This window comes from Amycolatopsis sp. NPDC102389 (assembly GCF_044765885.1).
Lineage (GTDB): Bacteria > Actinomycetota > Actinomycetes > Mycobacteriales > Pseudonocardiaceae > Amycolatopsis.
In genome coordinates this window covers 21,113-37,679 of record NZ_JBIWKX010000072.1, presented here as the reverse complement: position 1 = coordinate 37,679, position 16,567 = coordinate 21,113, and the positions used below count along the sequence as shown (strand labels likewise).

12 protein-coding genes are annotated in these 16,567 nt (G+C 69.7%); 6 read left to right on the top strand and 6 right to left on the bottom strand.

Translation table 11 applies throughout. The features are described from left to right. Window positions 1-253 precede the first annotated feature (253 nt). Window positions 254-1,462 carry an FAD-dependent monooxygenase gene (locus ACIRGA_RS36150; RefSeq protein ID WP_400950202.1) on the bottom strand — a complete coding sequence of 403 codons (1,209 nt, stop codon included), beginning with the start codon at window positions 1,460-1,462 and terminating at the stop codon, window positions 254-256. A gap of 61 nt (window positions 1,463-1,523) precedes the next feature. Between ACIRGA_RS36150 and ACIRGA_RS36145 the strand changes: the two genes are divergently transcribed. Further along, window positions 1,524-1,832: an antibiotic biosynthesis monooxygenase gene (locus tag ACIRGA_RS36145; protein WP_016337748.1), complete on the top strand. Its 309-nt coding sequence runs from the start codon at window positions 1,524-1,526 to the stop codon at window positions 1,830-1,832. Then, complete coding sequence (locus tag ACIRGA_RS36140; protein WP_400950198.1) at window positions 1,825-2,637, top strand: SIR2 family NAD-dependent protein deacylase; 813 nt, start codon at window positions 1,825-1,827, stop codon at window positions 2,635-2,637. The genes ACIRGA_RS36145 and ACIRGA_RS36140 overlap by 8 nt, the downstream gene beginning before the upstream one ends. On the opposite strand, the gene ACIRGA_RS36135 is transcribed toward ACIRGA_RS36140, so the two are convergent. Both ACIRGA_RS36135 and ACIRGA_RS36130 read right to left on the bottom strand, forming a co-directional pair. Beyond that, window positions 2,630-3,466, bottom strand: a complete 837-nt coding sequence (locus ACIRGA_RS36135) for a hypothetical protein (RefSeq protein ID WP_400950196.1) — start codon at window positions 3,464-3,466, stop codon at window positions 2,630-2,632. The two genes, ACIRGA_RS36140 and ACIRGA_RS36135, sit on opposite strands and share 8 nt — an antisense overlap. A 25-nt stretch (window positions 3,467-3,491) precedes the next feature. Next, a complete protein-coding gene (locus ACIRGA_RS36130; RefSeq protein ID WP_400950193.1) occupies window positions 3,492-4,520 on the bottom strand; it encodes an endonuclease/exonuclease/phosphatase family protein in 1,029 nt (342 codons plus the stop codon). 135 nt (window positions 4,521-4,655) lie between these two features. On the opposite strand from ACIRGA_RS36130, the gene ACIRGA_RS36125 reads away from it, so the two are divergent. Both ACIRGA_RS36125 and ACIRGA_RS36120 read left to right on the top strand, forming a co-directional pair. Then, window positions 4,656-5,633, top strand: a complete 978-nt coding sequence (locus ACIRGA_RS36125; RefSeq protein ID WP_400950187.1) for an ATP-binding cassette domain-containing protein — start codon at window positions 4,656-4,658, stop codon at window positions 5,631-5,633. Continuing rightward, window positions 5,630-6,430: an ABC transporter permease gene (locus ACIRGA_RS36120; protein ID WP_400950184.1), complete on the top strand. Its 801-nt coding sequence runs from the start codon at window positions 5,630-5,632 to the stop codon at window positions 6,428-6,430. Before ACIRGA_RS36125 ends, ACIRGA_RS36120 begins: the two co-directional genes overlap by 4 nt. Before the next feature lie 61 nt (window positions 6,431-6,491). Here ACIRGA_RS36120 and ACIRGA_RS36115 read toward each other — a convergent pair whose 3' ends face one another. Further along, on the bottom strand, window positions 6,492-9,677 hold the full coding sequence (locus ACIRGA_RS36115; protein WP_400950180.1) for a BTAD domain-containing putative transcriptional regulator: 3,186 nt from the start codon (window positions 9,675-9,677) through the stop codon (window positions 6,492-6,494). 150 nt (window positions 9,678-9,827) lie between these two features. Here ACIRGA_RS36115 and ACIRGA_RS36110 point away from each other — a divergent pair, with 150 nt between their 5' ends. Both ACIRGA_RS36110 and pcp read left to right on the top strand, forming a co-directional pair. Next, entirely contained in the window at window positions 9,828-11,243 is a 1,416-nt protein-coding gene (locus ACIRGA_RS36110; RefSeq protein ID WP_400950177.1) for a M1 family metallopeptidase, read from the top strand. 26 nt (window positions 11,244-11,269) lie between these two features. Next, the gene (pcp, locus tag ACIRGA_RS36105; protein WP_400950174.1) at window positions 11,270-11,905 is read left to right on the top strand and encodes a pyroglutamyl-peptidase I; all 636 of its coding nucleotides are present in this window, start codon (window positions 11,270-11,272) and stop codon (window positions 11,903-11,905) included. Here the strand turns inward: pcp and ACIRGA_RS36100 are convergent, their stop codons facing one another. Both ACIRGA_RS36100 and ACIRGA_RS36095 read right to left on the bottom strand, forming a co-directional pair. Continuing rightward, the gene (locus tag ACIRGA_RS36100) at window positions 11,906-13,672 is read right to left on the bottom strand and encodes an Hsp70 family protein (protein ID WP_400950171.1); all 1,767 of its coding nucleotides are present in this window, start codon (window positions 13,670-13,672) and stop codon (window positions 11,906-11,908) included. Between the two features lie 320 nt (window positions 13,673-13,992). Beyond that, on the bottom strand, window positions 13,993-16,551 hold the full coding sequence (locus tag ACIRGA_RS36095; RefSeq protein ID WP_005165370.1) for an ATP-dependent Clp protease ATP-binding subunit: 2,559 nt from the start codon (window positions 16,549-16,551) through the stop codon (window positions 13,993-13,995). Between the last annotated feature and the right edge of the window lie 16 nt (window positions 16,552-16,567).

Sequence of the window (16,567 nt, the reverse complement as noted above, 5' to 3'; positions counted from 1 at the left end):
CGAAGGCTCCTTTCACCGCATTAGACGCGGCGAAGGGAGCCTTCATCCCACCATCGGCCCGCCCAAGAACACGCCACGTTTGACCTTCGGCTCAATAGAACGATCATTGCCACTCACGACCCACACTCAAAGTCGAACAAAGCACCCATAAAGGACACCGTTGCCCGCGCCGACGTCCTTTATGGACGGTCAAGAGCGCCGGGCTCCTTGGTGAACCCGCTCCCCACCGCTGACGCCGCCGCGACCGGCGCGTTTAGTCCTCTGAATGCGGCCGGGCGCGGGGGTAGTCCGGCAGGTCGATGCCGTTCACCACGTCCCGCATCTTCCGCGAAGCCAGCGCGGCGAACGGCTTCAGCCGCATGACCCGCATCGCCAGGTACCGCATCCGCAGGCCCGTCCGCGACTTCGCGAAGATCGACTCCGCGTTCTCCCGCCCCATCTCCTGCGTCTTCTCGACGAACTCGCGCATGACGGCTTCGTAGCGCTTGAGCCCGGCGTCGAGACCGGCGGCGAGTTCCCCGGCGAGGACGTACGCGCCGACGAACGCGAGGCTCGTGCCCTGCCCGGACAGCGGCGAGGGGCAGAAGGCGGCGTCGCCCAGCAGCCCGACGCGGCCGCGCGACCAGGATTCCATGATCACCTGGGCGCACGAGTCGAAGTAGAAGTCGGGCGCCTCGTCCGTCCGGTCCAGCAGCCAGGGCGCCTCCCATTCCATCCCGGCGGCGAACCGGCGGACCAGCGCCTTCTGCGCCTCGATATCGCGATGGTCGTAGTCGATTTCCGGCGAGGCGAAACCGAAGTACGCCGTCGCCTCGTCGCCGTCGCGGACGCCGCGGATCCCGGCGGATCGGCCGACGTCGTCGTAGCCGACGGCCCAGTTCCGCAGGCCGAGCCGGTTCGGCACGCTGAAGAACGCCAGGTACGAGCCCAGATGCCGGACGAACCGGGATTCCTCGCCGAAGGCCAGCGCCCGTACTCCCGAATGCAGCCCGTCCGCCCCGATGACCAGGTCGAACGTCGCCCTCGAACCACTCGCGAAGGTGACGCCGACGCCGTCGGCCCGCTCGTCCAGCGCGGTGATCCGGTCGCCGAAGACGTACTCCGTGTCCCTCTTGGTCGCCTCGTAGAGCACTTCGGTCAGGTCGCCGCGGAGGATCTCGATCTCCGCGACGACGCCGTCGCCGTCGAAATCGTCGGCGCGGATGGTCGCCTTCGTACGGTTCTTCCGGTCGACGAGCGTCTCGCCCTTCGTGTCCGTGCAGGCCGCGCGGATGCGTTCGTCCAGTCCCATCCGGCGCGCGACCTCCTTGGCCGTTCCGCGCAGGTCGACGGCCTGGCCGCCGGGGCGCAGCGCCGGCGCGCGCTCCACGACGGTCACCCGGAAGCCGTACCGGGTGAGCCAGAAGGCCAAGGCCGGTCCGGCGACGCTCGCTCCGGAGATGAGGATCTTGGTGTCAGCCATCGTCTGGAAGGTCCCACGCATCACATCGCGGCGCAAAAGAGTTTCGTCGTAGGCTGGCGGCATGGCTGTCGTGAAGATCAACGCGATCGAGGTCCCCGAAGGCGCAGGCCCCGAGCTGGAGAAGCGGTTCGCCGCGCGGCTGCACGCCGTCGACAATCAGCCCGGTTTCCTCGGCTTCGAACTGCTCCGCCCCGTCTCCGGCGAGTCGCGCTACTTCGTCTACACCAAGTGGGAGTCCGAAGAGGCGTACCAGGCGTGGGCGTCCGGCCCGGCGCGTGAGGCGCACGCGGGCGAGCGCGCGAAGCCGGTCTCCACCGGTGCGAACCTGCTCGAATTCGAGGTCGTCCAGGCTTCGAAGCCGGGTGAGTGAGCTCGAGCGAGCCGCGGAACTGATCGACGGCGCCGGCGCGCTGCTCGTCTGCGCCGGTGCCGGGATGGGCGTCGACTCCGGCCTGCCCGATTTCCGGGGCGATGAGGGTTTCTGGAAGGCGTATCCACCGTACGAGCGGCTGGGCATCAGCTTCGTCGAGCTCGCGGACCCGCGGCATTTCGCCGAAGATCCCGAGCTCGCCTGGGGTTTCTACGGGCATCGGCTCGCGCTGTACCGCGCCACCGTCCCGCACGACGGGTTCCGCATCCTGCGGTCCTGGGGAGCACGCAAACCGGGCGGCACGCGCGCGTTCACGTCCAATGTGGACGGACAGTTCCAGAAGGCGGGCCATCCGCACGTCGCCGAGGCGCACGGATCCATCCATCACCTGCAGTGCCTTCACCGCTGCACCAAGGAGATCTGGCCCGCGGACGACGTCGAGGTCCCGATCGACGAAGACACGATGCGCGCGCTGGAGCCGCTGCCGTCCTGCCCGCGCTGCGGCGGTCTCGCCCGGCCCAACATCCTGATGTTCGGCGACTACGACTGGCTCGGGCAGCGCAGCCAGGCCCAGCTCGACGAGCTGAACGCGTGGCGCCGCGCGCATCGCGACCTCGTGGTGGTCGAGCTCGGCGCCGGACAGGCCGTGCCGACGGTGCGGCGGTATTCGGAGCTGGCCAGCGCCGCGACCGGCGCCCTGGTGCGGATCAACCCGCGTGAACCCGGGATCCGGCACGGCCGCGGCGTTTCCCTGGCGACCAACGGCCTTGAGACCCTCGAAGCGTTGGACGCGCTGCTCAGCTAGGCCGGATCCACAGGTCGCGGTCGCCTTTCAGCATCACCCGCCCGTCGTCGAGGGTCGCCGCGGCGACGAGCCGGCCCGCCGGGCAGCCCAGCTCACCCCGCTGCCAGCCGCCATCCGGGACCCACACCACCAAGCACGACCGGTTCGACGTCTGGCCCCGGTTCCACTCGATGCGGTCGCCGAACAACACCGGCCGACCCGCCTTGTCGACCGTCCCGCCGAGGATCCGGCCGTCGCCGGGGGAAACGGTCTGCCAGGCGCCGGGCGCGCCGGTCACGACCAGCGCCCCGGCCGCGGAACCCCCGGCCAGCAGCCATTTCCCGCCCGTCCGGAGCGCCGTGGAGAACCAAAGGTCGCTTCCCCGCACGCGCACCGGCGACACCGTCCAGGTCGCGCCCGCGTCGCCGGAGGCCCACACCCGCACGTCCCCGCCGAGCGAGCCGGCCACGAGGACCTGATCTCCTTCGGCGGCGATCGCCGCCGGCGCCCAATGCCCCGGCCTGTCCTGCGGCAACACGATCTCGCGCACGCTACGGCCTTCGTCCGCGGACACCCACGCGATCGGTTCCGAGCGGCTTTCACCAGGGAACTCCCGGAAGCCGACCCCGATCACGGTGCGGCCCGCGCGGGTCAGCGCCACCCCGGTCCGGTCGGGGCCCGGCCGGAACAGCCGCTGGATCTCGGCGACCGGGTCCGGAAGGCCGAGAGATCTCCCCTCGCCGGGCCGGGCGTCGAAGCCCAGCGCGCTTTTCGCCTCACTCGGCGGCAACTGCCCCGGGACGCAGCCCGCGAGCAGCGACAGCGCGAGAACTCCCCAGAGCTTCCTCATGAGCGGGAAGCCTGCCAGCGGAAGGTCACTTTCCGGGCAGGACGATTTCCGCGTAGACGGCGTCGTGATCGCTGCCGGGCGTCCCCAGCACCTTGAAGTCCGCGATGGCCGTCCGTTTGTCCGCCAGCACGTGGTCGATCGCCACCGGCGGCACCATCCCGTTCGTCCAGGTCCCCTGCAGCGCCTTTCCCAGCTGATCGGCCGCGTCCACGTATCCCCTGGTCAGCAGCTCACGGAAGAGCGCGTGGTCGAGGCTCGCGTTGAAGTCGCCGGCCAGGATGCGGATGTCGTGCTCGGCGTCGGCATACGGCAGGTCCTTGGCCTCGGCGACCCACTCGTGCCGGTTCCACATCGGTGCCGACGGATGCACCGCGACGACCTCCACGCGGACGCCGTCCCCGAGATCCGCGCTCGCGCTGGGCTGTTTGCGGTCCGAATCGCCGCTCAGGGTCAGCGGCGTGAGCGGATACCTCGACACCAGCCCGGAGCCGAACGCCCACTCCGCCGGATGCAGCACGTGGTACGGCAGGACCTGGAACAACCCGGCCCGATCGAGCGCGGTGATCGCCTCGGGCGTCAGCTCGGTCAGGCTCAGGACGTCGACCTGGTGTTCCTTCACGTAGCCGACGATCACGGCCGGATCCGCCTGGCCGCCGAGCATGTTCGACGCCAGGACGCGGACGTGCTTGCCGTCGAGCGCCTTCTGCTCGTCCGCGAACGCGCGGGGCAGGACCAGCGACGCGATCGTGCAGGTCAGCGCCAGCGCGACGACCGCGGTCCACCAGCGGCGCAGCCCCAGCGCGAGAACGCCGAGCACCAGCGTCGCGATCCCGGCGTACGGGGTGAGCGCGAGCGCCGCGATCGTGTACTCGTTGCCGTCGTAGCCGACCAGCCGCAGCGCGGTCAGCACCGCGAACGGCACGACCGCCGCGATGAGCAGCCCGCTGACCAGCTTCCGTCCCGTGCCGGGACGCACCGCCGGACGAACCGCCCGTTCTTCGATCACCATGCCGTCGAGTATGCCGATCGAGCGCGGGGTGGCGGCGGTCTCCACAACACCTTCACAACCTCCTCACCCGGTGCCTACCAGCGCTTATCAGTTCCTGTCAGCCGCTGCCAGCGCGCTGTGCGCGGTCTGCCAGGCGCGGAGGGCACCTTTGTCCGCGGGGCGAGACCACAGGAGGAAACGATGACTCACGCGATCAGGGCCGAGGGCCTGGTCAAACACTATGGGGAGACGAAGGCGCTCGACGGGGTCGATCTGGAGGTCCCGGCGGGCAAGGTGGTCGGGGTGCTGGGGCCGAACGGCGCGGGGAAGACGACCGCCGTCCGGATCCTGGCCACCTTGATCCGGCCGGACCGCGGCCACGCGAGCGTCTTCGGGTACGACGTCGTCAAGAACCCGATGGCGGTCCGGAGCATGATCGGGCTGACCGGGCAGTACGCGTCGGTCGACGAGGACCTCTCCGGCACGGAGAACCTCGTCCTGATCGGCAGGCTGCTCGAGTTCTCGAGGGCGGACGCGAAGAAGCGCGCGGCCGATCTGCTGGAGCGGTTCGAGCTGACCGACGCCGCCGGCCGCGCGATCAAGACCTACTCGGGCGGGATGCGGCGGCGGCTCGACCTCGCCGCGAGCCTGGTCGGCCGGCCGAAGGTGCTGTACCTGGACGAGCCGACCACCGGGCTCGACCCGCACGCCCGCAACGAGGTCTGGGCCGTGGTCCGGACGCTGGTCGCCGACGGCACGACGGTGCTGCTCACCACGCAGTACCTGGAGGAGGCCGACCAGCTGGCCGACACGATCACCGTGTTCGACCACGGGCACGTCGTGGCCAACGGACGGGCCGACGAGCTCAAGCGGCGGACCGGCGGCCAGACGCTGCAGGTCCGGCCGACCGCGCTCGCCGACCTCGACGCCGTCGAGCGCATCCTGGCCGGCCTCACCGGGACCCGGCCGAACCGGGACGACGACACCGGGCTGCTCACCGCGCCCGTCGCCGACCCCGTCCTGCTGTCCACTTTGGTCCGCAAGCTGGACGAAGCCGGGATCACCGCGGACGAGCTGGCGCTGCGGCTGCCCAGCCTCGACGAGGTGTTCCTCGCGCTGACCGGCAAGAAGACCGACGAGTCCACAAAGGACGCCACTCCGGAAGGGAGCCTGGTATGACGACCATCGCAGCGCCCGCACCACCACGGCGCGTATCACTGTCGAGCAGCGTGCAGCACGGGCTTTCCCTTGCCTGGCGCGGTGTCCTGAAGATCCGCAAGAACCCGGAACAGCTGGCCGACGTCACGCTCGCGCCGATCATCTTCCTGGTCATGTTCGTCTACCTCTTCGGTGGCGCGATCATGGGCAGCACCGAGGGTTACCTCCAGATGATCGTGCCCGGCATCATGGTGTTCAACATCCTGCAGGCCAGCATGACCGTCGGCGTCCAGCTGAACACCGACGTCACCAAGGGCGTGTTCGACCGGTTCCGCGCGATGCCGATCTCGCGGTCCGCGCCGCTGATCGGCGCCGTGCTGGCCGATATCGTGCGGTACCTGGTGTGCCTGGTCGTGCTGATGGTGGTGGCGACGATCATGGGCTACCGGATCCAGACCGGACCGGCCGAGTTCGCGCTGGCGATCGTGCTCGTCATCGCGTTCGCGCTGTCGTTCTGCTGGGCTTCGGTGTTCGTCGGGATGCTGCTGAAGAGCCCCGGCGCGGTGCAGGGCCTGATGTTCGTGGTGCTGATGCCGCTGACCTTCGGCAGCAACGTGTTCGTGGGGACGAGCACGATGCCCGGCTGGCTGAAGGCATGGGCCGACATCAGCCCGGTGACGCAGATGTCCGACGTCCTGCGCGGGCTGATGAACGGCGGGCCGATCGCCGGGCCGCTGACCGGGTCGCTGATCTGGATGGCGGCCGCGCTGGCGGTCTTCTTCCCGCTCGCCACATGGGCTTACCGGAAGCGCGTCTGACGGGGGTCAGGGGGAACGCGCGTGAAGGGCTCCTCGCCACTGCCGGGCGAGGGGCCCTTCGTCACGCGTTCACTTCCTGGCTGATCCAGGCCACCAGATCCGGACGCGACAGACCGGTGTCCTGCGCGAGCAGCTCTTCGTAGCGCTCCTCGCCGAAGTGCGCGCGAAGGTCGTCGATCAGCTGCCGGATGGCGGGCTCCCCGAGGTCCAGCCTGCCGCGGAGGAGCTTCGCCGCGCCGAGCAGCCGGACGGCCGCCTCGGGCTTCCCCTGCCGGAACCGGATCAGGCCGCAGACCTCGACGATCCGGCCGAGATCGGGCATGTCGCCGCGTTCCGCGGTGGACTTCACGACGACCGCGGCACCGCGCTCGGCCCCGGCCAGATCTCCGGCCGCCAGCGCGATCTCGGTGTCGATGTAGCCGCCGAACTCGGCGCCGAACAGGCCCGGCAGCGGCACCGTGGCCATCAGCTCCCGGAACCGGACGGCGACCGCGCGGGCCTCGTCGATCCGTCCGGCGCGGCTGAGCAGATCGGCCTTGCCCACCAGCACCATCACCGAGAGCTGGTCGTTGCCCGTGTCGATCGCGTAGCGCTCCGCGTCGCGCATCTCACGCATCGCCGTCTCGATGTCTCCGGCCCGCGCGTACTCCGTCGCGAGCCGCCAGCGCTGCTGGATCACGTCGTCCTGCGACCCCAGTTCGAGCGCGAGGGCGAGCCCTTGCCGGTACAGCGCGAGCGCCGCCTCGTGATCGCCCGACATCGAGATGTCGCCCGCCTTCATGCCCACGGCCATCGCGGTGCCCCAGCGGTCGCCCACGGCCGAGAACCCTTCGAAGGCCCGGTCCCTCGCCCTGTCGGCACCCTCCGGATCGCCGTCGTCGGCGAGGATGAAACTCTGCGCCCACGACCCGGCCGACCTCGACCACGGGTCCGGGCTCGACAACGCCCGCTCCACCTCGCGGTGCGCGAGTTCCTTGTCCTGGCTGAAGAACGCCAGCATGGGCAGGCCGATGGCCAGCCCGGCGAACCGGGTGTACGCGTTCGTCCGCACGCATTCGTCGATGAGCCCCCGCACGGCCTCGGGATCGCCGACCCCGGGCACCATCGAGGTGATCTCGCCCATCGCCCGGAACGCGGCCGCGAAATCGTCCTCCAGCCGGTCGCCGAAAGTGAGCACTTCGGCGACGAAGGATTCGACCCGATCGCTGTCGCCCTTGATCAGCCAGTACCAGAACGTGCTGCCGAACAGGCGTGTCGCCATTTCCACGTCGCCCGCGTCGATGGCCTGGCGAAGCGCGGTCACGATGTTGCCGTGCTCCGCGTCGTAACGTGAGATGGCGACGAGCTGATCCGCCGTCCGCAGCATCGGCTCCAGCCGCTCGGCGAGCTGGGCGTAGTAGCGGTGATAGGCCTTCGTCAGCTGTTCCCGCTCTTCGGCCTCGTCGAGACGTTCCGCCGCGTACGCCCGGATGGTCTCCAGCATGCGGTAGCGCGGCTCGCCGTGCTCTCCCGCGAGAGCGTCCACAATGGACTTCTCGACGAGCGAGCCGAGGACGTAGAGGATGTCCTCGGCGGGCAGGCCGTCGTCGGCGCAGACGCTTTCGACCGCTTCGACCTCGGCACCGGCCCCGAACACCGAAAGCCGTCTGGCGAGCACGCGTTCGGCGTCGTCGAGAAGGTCCCAGCTCCACTCGACGACGGCACGCAGCGTGCGCTGCCTCGGCAGCGCCGTCCGGCTGCCGGAGGTCAGCAGGCGGAACCGGTCGTCGAGACGCTGCGAGATCTGCGCGACGGTCATCGACCGCAGCCGCGCCGCGGCCAGTTCCAGCGCCAGCGGCATCCCGTCCAGCCTGCGGCAGATCTGCGCGACGTCGTCCACAGTGGACTCGTCGAGGACGAAATCCGGGCGCACGGCCACCGCACGGTCGACGAACAGCCGGATCGCGCCCGCCTCGGCCGCTTGGGAAACCGTCGGTGTCCCCTCCGGGACGGACAGCGGACCGAGCGGGCACAGCGTCTCGCCGTCGATGGCCAGCGCCTCACGGCTCGTCGCGAGGACGCGCAGGGTCGGCACGCGCCGCAGCAGGGTATTCGTCAGCTCCGCCGCCGCGTCGACCAGATGCTCGCAGTTGTCCAGTACCAGCACCGATTCACCGGCGCCGAGCGTCTCCACGGCCCTGGCCAGCGCGTCCACCGGGCGGCGCATCGGATCGCCGCCGTGCGAAAGGCCGAGATCCCACAGCTCCAGCGCCGCGAAGACCGCGCCGGGCAGGTCGCCGGGATCGCGGACGCCGGCGAGCGGCACGAACCAGACGCGTCCGCGCGCGTGCGCCGGATGCCGCGTCGCGACCTCCGTGGCCAGCCGCGTCTTCCCGGCGCCACCGGGCCCGACGAGCGTCACCAGCCGCGCGCCCGCGAGCAGCTCGGCGACCAGCTTCAGCTCGTCGTCGCGGCCGACGAAGCTGGTCAGCCGGACCGGGAGATGATCGGCGACCACGGGTGGCGGGCCGAGTTCACCGCGCAGCGCGGCGAGATGGATCTCCTTGAGTTCGGCCGAAGGGTCGACGCCGAGCTGGTCGGCGAGCGCGGCCCGGACCTCCTCGTAGACGGCGAGGGCGTCGGGCTGGCGATCGGCCGCGCACAGCGCCCGGATCCACAGCCCGGCGAGCCGTTCGCGCAGCGGATGCCGCGCGGCGGCCTCCTTGAGATCCGCCAGCACCCGGTCGTGCCCGCCGAGCCGGATCTCCGCTTCGAAACGGTCTTCGGTGGCTTCGAGGCGCAGATCCTCCAGGCGGGTCGCCGGTGCCTGCGCGAAAGGAGCGTCGAGGACGTCGGACAGCGCTTGACCACGCCAGAGGCCGAGCGCCTCGGCGAGGATCGCGGCCGCACCGGCGTCCCGGCCCGCCGCGAGTTCCGCACGGCCCTCCGCGGCCAGCCGCTCGAAGCGGCACACGTCGACGTCTTCGCGGGCGACGTCCAGCCGGTAGCCGCCAGGCCCCGAGTCGAGGGCGACGTCGTCGGCACGCAGGACCTTCCGCAGCCGCGAGACCAGGGACTGCAGCGCGTTCGCCGCGTCGGCGGGCGGCTCCGCGCCCCAGAGCCCGTCGATGAGGGCCGTCGCCGGGACGGCGCGGCCGGGCTCCAGCGCGAGCCTGGCCAAGAGCATGCGAAGGCGGGCACCGCCGATGTCGACCGGGGTGCCGTCACCGGCCTCCGCGCCGACCGGGCCCAACAACGTCACACGCACGGACCCCAGCTTTCCAGAAGCGGCAAACGGATAGCCCTATAGGCGACGGAAGTGGGGATTATCCGGGCACGAAGGAGCTTTCCGGGCGGACGACCGAGGTCACGGCGTTACGTTCAGGGCCAAGTCACAGCCGATCGACTGGGAGTGTGAATGAGGTACCGGAGTGCGGCCGTCATCGCCGCCGTTCTGGCCGCGAGTGTCCTCGGCGGCGGGACCGCCCTCGCCGACACCGGGAAACCCGGCGCCGACGGCGCGGGCGACAGCTACTACCCACAGGACGGCAACGGCGGTTACGACGTCGGCGACTACGACCTGAAGGTCGGCTACGAGCCCGCCACCAAGCAGCTCACCGGCCTGCAGACGATCACCGGACGGACCACGCAGGCGCTGAGCTCGTTCAACCTCGACCTGCACGGGCTGACCGTCGACTCGGTCAAGGTCAACGGGCGGAAGGCCACCTTCACCCGCACCGGCGACCACGAACTCGTGATCACCCCGGCGCGTCCGCTGCGGAACCACGAGCGGTTCACCGCCGAGATCGCCTACCACGGTGTCCCGCAGCCGATCGAGGATCCGTCGCTGGGTGCGAACGGCTGGCAGTACGCGAAATCCGGCGGCGCCTTCGTCGCGGGCGAGCCGAAATCCGCGACCACCTGGTACCCGGTCAACGACACCCCGCGTGACAAGGCGACCTTCCACCTCGCCATCACCGTGCCCTCGGAATGGGGCGTCATCTCGAACGGCCGCGAGCGCGGGCAGTTCGCTTCGGGCAAGAACACCACGTACGTCTGGGCCGAAGAGACCCCGGCCGTGCCGTACATGACGACGGTCGCGATCGACAAATGGGAGTTCGAGCGGACGAAGCTGTCCGACGGCACCCCGGTCGTCAACGCCTACGCCCCCGGCACCCCCGCGTCGACCAAGCAGGCCGAGGCGCGGCTGCCGGAGATCATCGACTTCCTGGCGTCGAAGTTCGGGAAGTACCCGGTGGACGCGGCGGGCGGCATCTTCCTCGCCGAGCCGATCGGGTTCTCGCTGGAGACGCTGAGCAGGCCGATCTACTCGGGCGCGGCGGGCAACATCCCGACGATCGTGCACGAGAACGCCCACCAGTGGTGGGGCGACTCGGTCGCCGTCGACAAGTGGAAGGACGTCTGCCTCAACGAATGCTTCGCCTCGTACGCGGAATGGCTGTGGTCCGAGGCCAAGTCCGGCCAGGATCTGAAGGCGCGTTATCTGACCGCCGTGCAGAAGGCGACGGACCGGTTCTGGGCCGGGAAGCTGTACGACATGGGGCCCGGCAACGAATTCACCTACGTCTACTCGAAGGGCCCGGTCGCGCTGCACGCGCTGAAGAACTACATCGGCGCGGCGCCGTTCGACCGCGTGCTGAAGACGTGGCCCGCCATCCACCGCGACGGCAACGCGAGCCTGCCGGAGTTCCAGAAGTACGTCGAGCGCGTCGCGCACAAGGACCTTCAGGGCTTCTTCGACGCGTGGTTCTACGGCAACACCAAGCCGGCGCCCGAGTTCCTCTACCCGGGGGACCTCAAGCCGGCCGCCTGACGTCCGTCACACGTTAGGGTGAGGGCATGACGTCTGTGCTCCTCACCGGTTTCGAGCCGTTCGGCGGTGAGCGGGTGAATCCGTCATGGCAGGCGGTTTCCCTGCTCACCGGCCGCCGGCACGACGCGGTGGCCGTCGAACTGCCGTGCGTCTTCTCGCGTTCGCTGGTCACCTTGCGCGACGCGATCGACGAATACCGCCCGGATCTGGTGATCTGCGTCGGGCAGGCGGGCGGGCGCCCCGACGTCACCCCGGAACGGGTCGCGATCAACCTGATCGACGCCCGCATCCCGGACAACGCGGGCTCGCAGCCCGTCGACGTCCCGGTGATCCCCGGCGGGCCCAACGCGTACTTCACCACTCTGCCGGTGAAGGCGTGTGTCGCGGGGATCGAGAACGCGGGGCTTCCCGCCTCGGTCTCGCACACCGCCGGGACCTATGTGTGCAATCAGGTCTTCTACGGGCTGATGCACTTGCTGGACAACGACTTTCCCGGGGTGCGCGGCGGTTTCGTGCACGTGCCCTACACGCCGGAGCAGGCCGCGCGGACCACCGCGCCGAGCCTGGCCGTGCACCGCGCGGCCGAGGCGCTGGAGATCATCGTGGACACCGCGCTTTCGGTGACCGAGGATCTTTCGACACCGGCGGGCACCCTGCACTGATCAGGGCTTGAGCTGCGCGGTGAAGAACTCGGCCATCTCCGCGGTCGTCCGCGCGGAGCCGTCACTGCGGGTCGAGACGAGCATCGCGCTCAACGGCGCGTCTTCGGTCCCGAAGAGCACGATGCCGCTTCGCGCGCCCACGCCCGCCACGTAGCGCCCTCGGAGACCGTCGGCCGCCCAGGTGCCCTCCGCGGGCTTGCCCTTGGTCATCCGCTGCCGGACGCCGTCCTCCAGGCCGGTCATCGCGACGCCCTGGTAGTAGTTGATCGCGTTCGACCCTTTGCCGTCCTTGAACACGCAAGTGACCGCCGCTGCCGCACCCACCGTGGCGGCCGCGTCCGGCGCGTCCCGGCAGTCGTCCCGCTGCGGGATGACGGCGGCGATCCGGCGGAGACAGTCCGTGAACCCCTGCGCGTCCTTCTGACCGGGCTGATCACAGCTCACCGGATTCGCCGGGGCCGGTCCGGCGACCGGCTGCTCCTCGCCGCCGCTGAGCAGGACGATCGTCGTCACGATCGCCGCGAGGGCGAGCGCGACGACGCCGTAGGTCGTGGGCTTCTGCCAGCTCCGGCCCGGCGGTGGCGGAGGCGGCGACCAGCGCGGCGGTTGCGGACGCCTCGCCGGGGGCTGCTGCTGAACCGGTTGCTGCTGAACGGGTTGCGGCCGCACCGGCGCGAAGGCGGGCACGGTCAGCTGGGAGTCCTCGCCACCGGCAGGCACGTGATGCAACCCGAACGCGACCGCCGTCTCCGGCTGGTCCTGCGTGGTCGGCGCGATCCTGAGCTGATTCGCCAGCAGGCTCGCGAGCAGCGGCATCCGGCTCGGCCCGCCGACGAGGTAGACGCCGCCGAGCCGGTCCGGGGACAGCCCGGCGCGCCGGATCGTGGTGGCCAGGAGTTCGCCGCTGCGCAGGAAGCTCGGCCGGACGAGCGCCTCGAGCTCCATCCGCGTCACCCGCACGTCGCCGAACGGCTCCGGCATCGGGATCTCGGTCTGCTGGTGCCGGGAGAGACTTTCCTTGGCGTCACGGACATCCTGCAGCAGCGACCGGCGCGTCCGGCGGTCGCTGACCGACTGCGGGCGCAGGATCCGTTGCCACTGCGCGGGATCGGAATGCGACACCTCGCGGCCGATGTGCACCAGCAGCGCCTGGTCGATGTCGAGACTGCCGAGATCGGGCAGGCCGTCCTCGGCCAGCACGGCGAACCCCTGCGCGCTGACCCCGACGACGGCGCAGTCGAAGGTGCCCGCCCCGAGGTCGTACACCGCGATCGGGCCGGGCGGCCGTCGGCCGTTGTTGAGCGAGGCGTAATGCGCGGCGGCCGCGACCGGCTCGGGAATGAGCACCGTCGCCGGGAATCCGGCCTTGAGCGCGGCGTCGCGGAGGATCTGCTTGCGATCCGGGCCCCAGCCCGCGGGATGCGAAATGCGCACCTGCGCGGGCAGACGCTGGCGGAGCAACTCGGCCTCTTCGCAGACCCGGCGCAGGACCGCGGCGAAAGCGTCGGCGATGGGGAGCGAGACGTCACCGAGCTGGAGAGCGCCCTCGTCGATGCGCCGCTTCGGATTCGCCTCGAACCGGCTCGGATCCAGCCGGGCCCGGCGTTCGGCGTCCCGGCCGACGAAGACCGTGCCGTCCTTGTCGACGTAGATCGCGGACGACATCGTCACCGACCCGTCGATCTCGACGACCTGCGTCCCCCTGCCGTGGATCGAAAGCACCCCCACCGTGCTGGAGGTACCGAAATCGATCGCCAGAACGTCCACCTGACCCCCTCCCGGCCTCGAGGGCATCGTCTCACGCCCCCGATCACGCGAGTTCGCCCCCTGATCACGCGAGTTACGCCCCTGATCACGCGTGTTCGCCCTGCAATCACGTGAGATCGCCGCCCGATCACGCGAGCCCCTTCCACACCCAGGCTCTCCGTGCGGAAAAGGCGAACTCGCGTGCTTGAACACGTAACTCGCGTGATCAGAAGGCGATCTCGCGTGATTGGGCGGCGAACTCGCGTGATCAGAAGGCCGACACGCGAAAGTGCCCGCCGCGGGCGAAACCCGCGACGGGCACTTCCGGAACCGAGAGGGACTTACTCGCCCTCGGCTTCACCGTTCTCTTCGGTCGAGCCGGCACCGATGCTCACCGGCGGGGCGTCCGGGACCGACGAGGGCCGGGCTTCGCCGCGGAAGACGAAGTGCGCCTTGTCGTCCTTCTCGCCCTCTTCGTCGTTCCAGCCTTCGACGTCGACCAGGATGATCTGGCCGGCCTGGACCTCGCCGAACAGGATCTTCTCGGACAGCTGGTCCTCGATCTCGCGCTGGATCGTGCGACGCAGCGGCCGCGCGCCCAGCACCGGGTCGAAGCCGCGCTTGGCGAGCAGCGACTTGGCCTTGGGCGTGAGCTCGAGCTCCATGTCCTTGGCCTTGAGCTGCGTCTCGACCCGGGCGATCATCAGATCGACCATCTCGATGATCTGTTCCTTGGTCAGCTGGTGGAAGACGATGATGTCGTCGATCCGGTTCAGGAACTCCGGCCGGAAATGCTTCTTCATCTCCTCGTTGACCTTTTGCTTCATCTTCTCGTACCGGTTGGTGCTGTCACCGCCGGACGAGAACCCGAGCGAGACGGACTTGGAGATGTCCGAGGTACCCAGGTTCGAGGTGAAGATGAGCACGGTGTTCTTGAAGTCGACCGTACGACCCTGGCCGTCGGTGAGACGGCCGTCTTCGAGGACCTGCAGGAGCGTGTTGTAGATCTCCTGGTGGGCCTTCTCGATCTCGTCGAACAGCACCACCGAGAACGGCTTGCGCCGCACCTTCTCGGTCAGCTGGCCGCCCTCTTCGTAGCCGACGTAGCCCGGAGGGGCACCGAAGAGCCGCGAAGCGGTGTAGCGGTCGTGGAACTCGCCCATGTCGATCTGGATGAGCGCGTCGTCCTCGCCGAACAGGAACGCCGCGAGCGCCTTGGACAGCTCGGTCTTACCGACACCGGACGGGCCGGCGAAGATGAACGAGCCGGAGGGGCGCTTCGGGTCCTTCAGGCCGGCACGGGTGCGGCGGATCGCCTGGGAGACGGCCTTGACCGCGTCCTCCTGGCCGATGATCCGCTTGTGCAGCTCGTCCTCCATGCGGAGCAGACGCGTGGTCTCCTCCTCGGTGAGCTTGAACACCGGGATACCGGTCCAGTTGGCGAGGACCTCGGCGATCTGCTCCTCGTCGACCTCGGCGACGACGTCGAGGTCGCCGTCCTTCCACTGCTTCTCCCGCTCGCCCTTCTGGCCGAGGAGGGTCTTCTCCTCGTCGCGAAGGCGGGCGGCGCGCTCGAAGTCCTGCGCGTCTATCGCGGACTCCTTGTCCCTGCGCACGTCGGCGATCTTCTCGTCGAACTCGCGCAGGTCCGGCGGCGCGGTCATGCGGCGGATGCGCATCCGGGCGCCGGCCTCGTCGATCAGGTCGATCGCCTTGTCCGGCAGGAAGCGGTCGTTGATGTAGCGGTCCGCGAGGGTGGCGGCCTGCACGAGGGCACCGTCGGTGATCGAGACGCGGTGGTGCGCCTCGTACCGGTCACGGAGGCCCTTGAGGATCTCGATCGTGTGCTCGAGCGACGGCTCGCCGACCTGGATCGGCTGGAAGCGGCGCTCCAGCGCGGCGTCCTTCTCGATGTACTTGCGGTACTCCTCGAGCGTGGTCGCGCCGATCGTCTGCAGCTCGCCACGGGCCAGCATCGGCTTCAGGATCGACGCGGCGTCGATCGCGCCCTCGGCGGCACCCGCGCCGACGAGCGTGTGCAGCTCGTCGATGAACAGGATGATGTCGCCGCGGGTCTTGATCTCCTTGAGCACCTTCTTCAGGCGCTCTTCGAAGTCACCGCGGTACCGGGAACCGGCGACCAGGGAGCCGAGGTCGAGGGTGTAGAGCTGCTTGTCCTTCAGCGTCTCGGGCACCTCGCCCTTGACGATGTTCTGCGCGAGCCCTTCGACGACGGCGGTCTTGCCGACGCCGGGCTCACCGATGAGGACCGGGTTGTTCTTGGTGCGCCGCGACAGCACCTGCATGACCCGCTCGATCTCTTTGCCCCGGCCGATGACCGGGTCGAGCTTGCCTTCGCGGGCCTGGACGGTCAGGTTGCGGCCGAACTGGTCGAGCACCAGCGACGACGACGGGGTGCCTTCACCGCGTCCGGAGCCGGTCTCGGTCGACTCCTTGCCACCCTGGTAGCCCGACAGCAGCTGCAGAACCTGCTGACGCACCCGGTTGAGGTCCGCGCCGAGCTTGACGAGCACCTGTGCGGCGACGCCTTCTCCCTCGCGGATCAGCCCGAGCAGGATGTGCTCGGTGCCGATGTAGTTGTGGCCGAGCTGCAGCGCTTCGCGCAGCGACAGCTCAAGCACCTTCTTGGCCCGCGGGGTGAAGGGGATGTGCCCGCTCGGGGCCTGCTGCCCCTGGCCGATGATCTCCTCGACCTGCTGGCGGACGCCCTCCAGCGCGATGCCCAGCGATTCCAGCGCCTTGGCGGCGACACCTTCACCCTCGTGGATCAGACCCAGGAGGATGTGCTCGGTGCCGATGTAGTTGTGGTTGAGCATCCTGGCTTCTTCTTGGGCCAGGACGACCACCCGCCTCGCGCGGTCGGTGAACCTCTCAAACATGTGCACTCCCTCGACT

What these genes read in the sequence shown, in the direction of transcription:
- ACIRGA_RS36150 (WP_400950202.1), bottom strand. Translation starts at nt 1,462, where the DNA reads ATGGCTGACACCAAGATCCTCATCTCCGGAGCGAGCGTCGCCGGACCG.
- ACIRGA_RS36145 (WP_016337748.1), top strand. Translation starts at nt 1,524, where the DNA reads ATGGCTGTCGTGAAGATCAACGCGATCGAGGTCCCCGAAGGCGCAGGC.
- ACIRGA_RS36135 (WP_400950196.1), bottom strand. Translation starts at nt 3,466, where the DNA reads ATGAGGAAGCTCTGGGGAGTTCTCGCGCTGTCGCTGCTCGCGGGCTGC.
- ACIRGA_RS36125 (WP_400950187.1), top strand. Translation starts at nt 4,656, where the DNA reads ATGACTCACGCGATCAGGGCCGAGGGCCTGGTCAAACACTATGGGGAG.
- ACIRGA_RS36120 (WP_400950184.1), top strand. Translation starts at nt 5,630, where the DNA reads ATGACGACCATCGCAGCGCCCGCACCACCACGGCGCGTATCACTGTCG.
- ACIRGA_RS36110 (WP_400950177.1), top strand. Translation starts at nt 9,828, where the DNA reads ATGAGGTACCGGAGTGCGGCCGTCATCGCCGCCGTTCTGGCCGCGAGT.
- pcp (WP_400950174.1), top strand. Translation starts at nt 11,270, where the DNA reads ATGACGTCTGTGCTCCTCACCGGTTTCGAGCCGTTCGGCGGTGAGCGG.
- ACIRGA_RS36095 (WP_005165370.1), bottom strand. Translation starts at nt 16,551, where the DNA reads ATGTTTGAGAGGTTCACCGACCGCGCGAGGCGGGTGGTCGTCCTGGCC.